The following is a 4,470-nucleotide window of genomic DNA, read 5'->3' on the forward strand; positions in this document are numbered from 1 at the left end:
ATACCACGAGCTTTTTCTTCTGGTGCGTTATCGATCTGGTCGAATGCACGAGCAGAACCACCGTAGGTTTTAGCCAGAACGGTAGTGATTGCAGCAGTCAGCGTTGTTTTACCATGGTCAACGTGGCCGATAGTACCGACGTTAACGTGCGGTTTTGTACGTTCAAACTTTTCTTTAGACATCGATTGTCCCTCTAAGACACGGATAAATCGGTGATATCACCACATCAACCGGGCAACATGCCCGACTTGTTGAATGCAATAAACAGAGAGAAACAGGGAAGGAGAGATAAAGAAGTGGTGCTGATACCCAGAGTCGAACTGGGGACCTCACCCTTACCAAGGGTGCGCTCTACCAACTGAGCCATATCAGCACGTCTGGAGCGGGCAGCGGGAATCGAACCCGCATCATCAGCTTGGAAGGCTGAGGTAATAGCCATTATACGATGCCCGCATCCTGAAACTCGGCTACCCAGTTCTTTCTATAACAAAAAAAAGAGAGTTCTCTCTTTTTCTTGTTTGAGTTGTTTAGTTTAACCAAGCAACTCTGGCTCCGCAAAGCGTTGCCGAAAGATGGTGGTGGGGGAAGGATTCGAACCTTCGAAGTCGATGACGGCAGATTTACAGTCTGCTCCCTTTGGCCGCTCGGGAACCCCACCAGGCACTTGATGGTGCCGACTACCGGAATCGAACTGGTGACCTACTGATTACAAGTCAGTTGCTCTACCTACTGAGCTAAGTCGGCATCAAGTAGCGCGCATTTTAGGGAGACATACGCATTCATGCAACTAAAAAATTGCATAAAATGTTCCATCGCTCATATTTTGTGCTCAAACGTGGAAAAACGGTGTAATTTCAATCAATGACGTACAAAAAACCGGCATCCCTTCGCATTAAAACGTCCAGTCATCCTCGCTATTTATGCCAGCAAAGGTATTCCCAGGCCGGACGATGGTGTTTCTTGCCGTCTCCCGACAGCCAAAACCCACTTATATCCTGACCAGCGTCTGCGCGCGCCATCCTCTCTATGCGCTTTCAGACGAACAGGGACTACATTGCTGCAGGCAAGTGACGCATAATGAGCAACACACCCCGCTCTTGTGATGTCTGCATTAGAAAGCATCATTCGATGAGTTTTTTTCTTATTATTCCTCGCAATCTGGTGTTACCCTCCTGCCCATTGTCCTGATTAACTTGTGTGAAGCATCCCTCGCAACTTCTGATTTGGCGATGCTAAGAACATGCTTATGAGCAAAAAAGAGCAGACGTTAATGACACCTTATCTACAATTTAACCGCAACCAATGGGCTGCACTTCGTGATTCCGTTCCGATGACGCTGACAGAGGAAGAAATCACGCGGTTAAAAGGCATCAACGAAGATCTTTCCCTTGAAGAAGTTGCAGAGATCTATTTGCCGCTGTCGCGTTTGCTTAATTTCTATATCAGTTCCAACCTGCGCCGTCAGGCCGTGCTGGAGCAATTCCTCGGTACTAATGGTCAGCGCATCCCGTATATCATCAGTATTGCCGGAAGCGTTGCGGTAGGTAAAAGCACGACCGCACGCGTATTACAGGCGCTGCTTAGCCGCTGGCCGGAACATCGTCATGTTGAATTGATTACGACTGATGGCTTCTTACATCCAAATGCCGTACTGAAAGAGCGCGGATTGATGAAGAAGAAAGGCTTCCCGCAATCCTACGACATGCATCGGTTGGTTAAATTTGTTTCTGATTTGAAATCTGGCTTACCGACCGCTACCGCCCCGGTTTATTCCCATCTTATTTATGATGTGATTCCTGAAGGCGATAAGACAGTGGCGCAACCAGATATATTGATTCTTGAAGGGTTGAATGTCTTACAAAGTGGCATGGATTATCCCCATGACCCGCACCATGTATTCGTTTCTGACTTCGTTGATTTCTCTATATATGTCGATGCGCCAGAAGAACTGTTGAAAACATGGTATATCAACCGCTTCTTAAAATTCCGTGAAGGGGCCTTCACCGATCCGGATTCTTATTTCCATAATTATGCGAAGCTTTCCAAAGATGAGGCTGTGAATATTGCCACCTCATTATGGAATGAGATTAATCTATTGAATCTTAAAGAAAATATACTTCCAACCCGAGAGCGCGCTAGTTTAATCATGACCAAAAGCGCGAATCATTCGGTCGATCAGGTCCGACTGCGGAAATAATCAGGTACATAATAAAAAGGGAGCTCAGGCTCCCTTTTTATTTGGTTTATTCTGCGCTACGCAGCGATATTTCACCGCCGACCCATGGCTTGATAACGCCATCCTGCTCAAGCAACAATGCCCCTTGAGTATCGATACCGCGCGAAATCCCAAAGATTTCTTTATCACCAATAATAAGCTTTACCGGCCGATTGAGGAAATTATCCAGTTTTTCCCAACGCGCAAGATAAGGAGCCAGACCATCCTGCTCGAACAGCTGCAGGCCGGCACGCAGTTCTTTGATCAGCCGTGCGGCCAGGGTGTTACGATCGATAGATACCCCGGCTTCCTGCAGGCTGATCCAGCCCTGATTCACCACGTCAGACTCAACGCGGCGCATGGCCAGATTGATCCCTGCTCCGCTCACGATCTGCGCCGCATCGCCAGTTTTTCCCGTCAGTTCGACCAGAATACCCGACAGTTTACGATCCTGCAGGTAGAGATCGTTAGGCCACTTCACGCGAACTTTATCTGCCCCCAGGCTCTGGAGAACTTCGGCAATAACAATACCGATGACCAGACTCAGGCCAATAGCCGCGGCAGGCCCCTGCTCCAGGCGCCAGTACATCGAAAGATAAAGATTTGCCCCAAAGGGTGAGAACCACTTCCGCCCTCGGCGGCCACGCCCCGCCTGCTGATACTCGGCGACGCACGCATCCCCGGATTGCAGTTCGTTGAGGCGATCGAGCAAATACTGGTTCGTCGAATCAATGACCGGAAGAACCGTTACCCGGCCATGTTCGATCTGTGCAGCAATGCTGTCTTCATCTAATAACTGGATAGGCTCCGGCAAACTGTAACCCTTGCCAGGGACGGTAAAGACATCAACGCCCCAGTCACGCAATGTCTGAATATGTTTATTGATGGCCGCCCGGCTCATTCCCAGACGTTCGCCCAGTTGCTCTCCGGAATGAAACTCGCCATCGGCTAAAATGGATATCAATGTCAGGGGGATTGTATTATCTCTCACGCAATGGTCTCCTCGGCATTCACTTCGCCGGTAGTGCCAATAAAACGGACTTCCGGCTGTAGCCAGACATTGAATCTCTCGCCGACCTGCTGGCGTACGTAGTGGGCCAGCTGAACAACATCATCGCTGGTTGCATCTTTGTCATTGATTAAGACCAGCGCCTGCTGGCGATGCACCGCAGCTCCGCCGATGGTTTTCCCTTTAAGCTGGCATTGATCGATTAGCCAGCCCGCGGCCAGTTTCATACTGCCATCCGCCTGTGGGTAATGTGGCGCATTTGGGAACGCTGCCAGCAGCGCCTGGCTTTGCTCCGCGCTGATAACAGGGTTCTTAAAGAAGCTGCCGGCATTGCCGTTTACTTTCGGATCTGGAAGTTTTGTCATGCGCATATGGCAAATAGCATCAAATACCTGACGTGGCGTCACGGTCTGTGGGTCCAGGCGAGTCAGGTCACCGTACGTTAATACCGGATGCCAGGTTCTGGACAGACGAAGTCCCACCGCAACAATGGCATAGCGATCCTGATATTCATGCTTGAAGATGCTGTCACGATAGCCAAAACGGCACTCGCTGGCGGAAAGACGTTGCTTACGGCCGCTCGCCAGCTCGATACAGTCGACATAATGACAAACACGTTGGAGTTCAACGCCATACGCGCCGATATTCTGGATTGGGGAAGACCCTGCGCAGCCAGGAATCAAGGCAAGGTTTTCCAGGCCCGGCATGTCATTCTCCAGCGTAAACTGCACCAGTTGATGCCAGTTTTCCCCGGAACCAACGTGCAAGAGCCAGGCTTCAGGTGTTTCCGTGACCTCAATCCCCATGATGCGGTTAATAATAACCGTACCGGCATAATCCTTCAGGAACAGCACATTGCTCCCTTCACCGAGGATCAAAACGGGCTGATCTTCTGCTGTGGCTCTCTGCCAGGCAGACAATAGCTGCTGTTCATTATCAGCACGTACAATGACTTTGGCTGTACGGTCGATGCCAAAGGTGTTCCAGGGTTTGAGAGAATGATTCATAGTGGCTTCCTGATGCAAAATCCGGACTAGTTTACCGTATCTGCTGTGGGAAGGCTTGTTTGAATGCGGCGGGATGGGTGTCGTGCGATGCGGTGTTGTTTTGTGACGCCATAAGGCTAAACATAAAGCTAAAACGCAAAAAGTCCATCCGTCAGGATGGGCTTCTGAGCTGTCTGATGGCCCGGAAACACCTTTCCCGGCTAAATCGCAGACAAAAACAAAAGGCCCAGTCTTTCGAC

Annotated in this window: 4 protein-coding genes and 4 tRNA genes; 1 reads left to right on the forward strand and 7 read right to left on the reverse strand. The window is 49.9% G+C overall.

Features of this window, described 5'->3' with window-relative positions:
• The 5 genes from EDF82_RS00240 to EDF82_RS00260 all read right to left on the reverse strand — a co-directional run.
• A partial coding sequence (locus tag EDF82_RS00240; protein ID WP_010287081.1) for a GTP-binding protein occupies window positions 1-182 on the reverse strand: 182 nt, incomplete at its 3' end.
• A 115-nt stretch (window positions 183-297) separates the two neighbouring features.
• Window positions 298-373 (reverse strand) — tRNA-Thr (locus EDF82_RS00245).
• Between the two features lie 5 nt (window positions 374-378).
• A tRNA-Gly gene (locus EDF82_RS00250) sits at window positions 379-453 on the reverse strand.
• 120 nt (window positions 454-573) lie between these two features.
• Window positions 574-658: transfer RNA gene (locus EDF82_RS00255), tRNA-Tyr, on the reverse strand.
• 10 nt (window positions 659-668) lie between these two features.
• Window positions 669-744 (reverse strand) — tRNA-Thr (locus EDF82_RS00260).
• Window positions 745-1,246: 502 nt separating this feature from the next.
• Between EDF82_RS00260 and coaA the strand changes: the two genes are divergently transcribed.
• A complete protein-coding gene (gene coaA, locus EDF82_RS00265) occupies window positions 1,247-2,197 on the forward strand; it encodes a type I pantothenate kinase (RefSeq protein WP_123753639.1) in 951 nt (316 codons plus the stop codon).
• 46 nt (window positions 2,198-2,243) lie between these two features.
• Here coaA and birA read toward each other — a convergent pair whose 3' ends face one another.
• Both birA and murB read right to left on the reverse strand, forming a co-directional pair.
• Window positions 2,244-3,206: a bifunctional biotin--[acetyl-CoA-carboxylase] ligase/biotin operon repressor BirA gene (gene birA / locus EDF82_RS00270; protein WP_123753640.1), complete on the reverse strand. Its 963-nt coding sequence runs from the start codon at window positions 3,204-3,206 to the stop codon at window positions 2,244-2,246.
• A complete protein-coding gene (gene murB, locus EDF82_RS00275) occupies window positions 3,203-4,231 on the reverse strand; it encodes a UDP-N-acetylmuramate dehydrogenase (RefSeq protein WP_123753641.1) in 1,029 nt (342 codons plus the stop codon). Before murB ends, birA begins: the two co-directional genes overlap by 4 nt.
• Window positions 4,232-4,470: the final 239 nt, after the last annotated feature.

Source organism: Klebsiella sp. BIGb0399, from assembly GCF_003752615.1.
Classification (GTDB): domain Bacteria; phylum Pseudomonadota; class Gammaproteobacteria; order Enterobacterales; family Enterobacteriaceae; genus Klebsiella; species Klebsiella lignicola.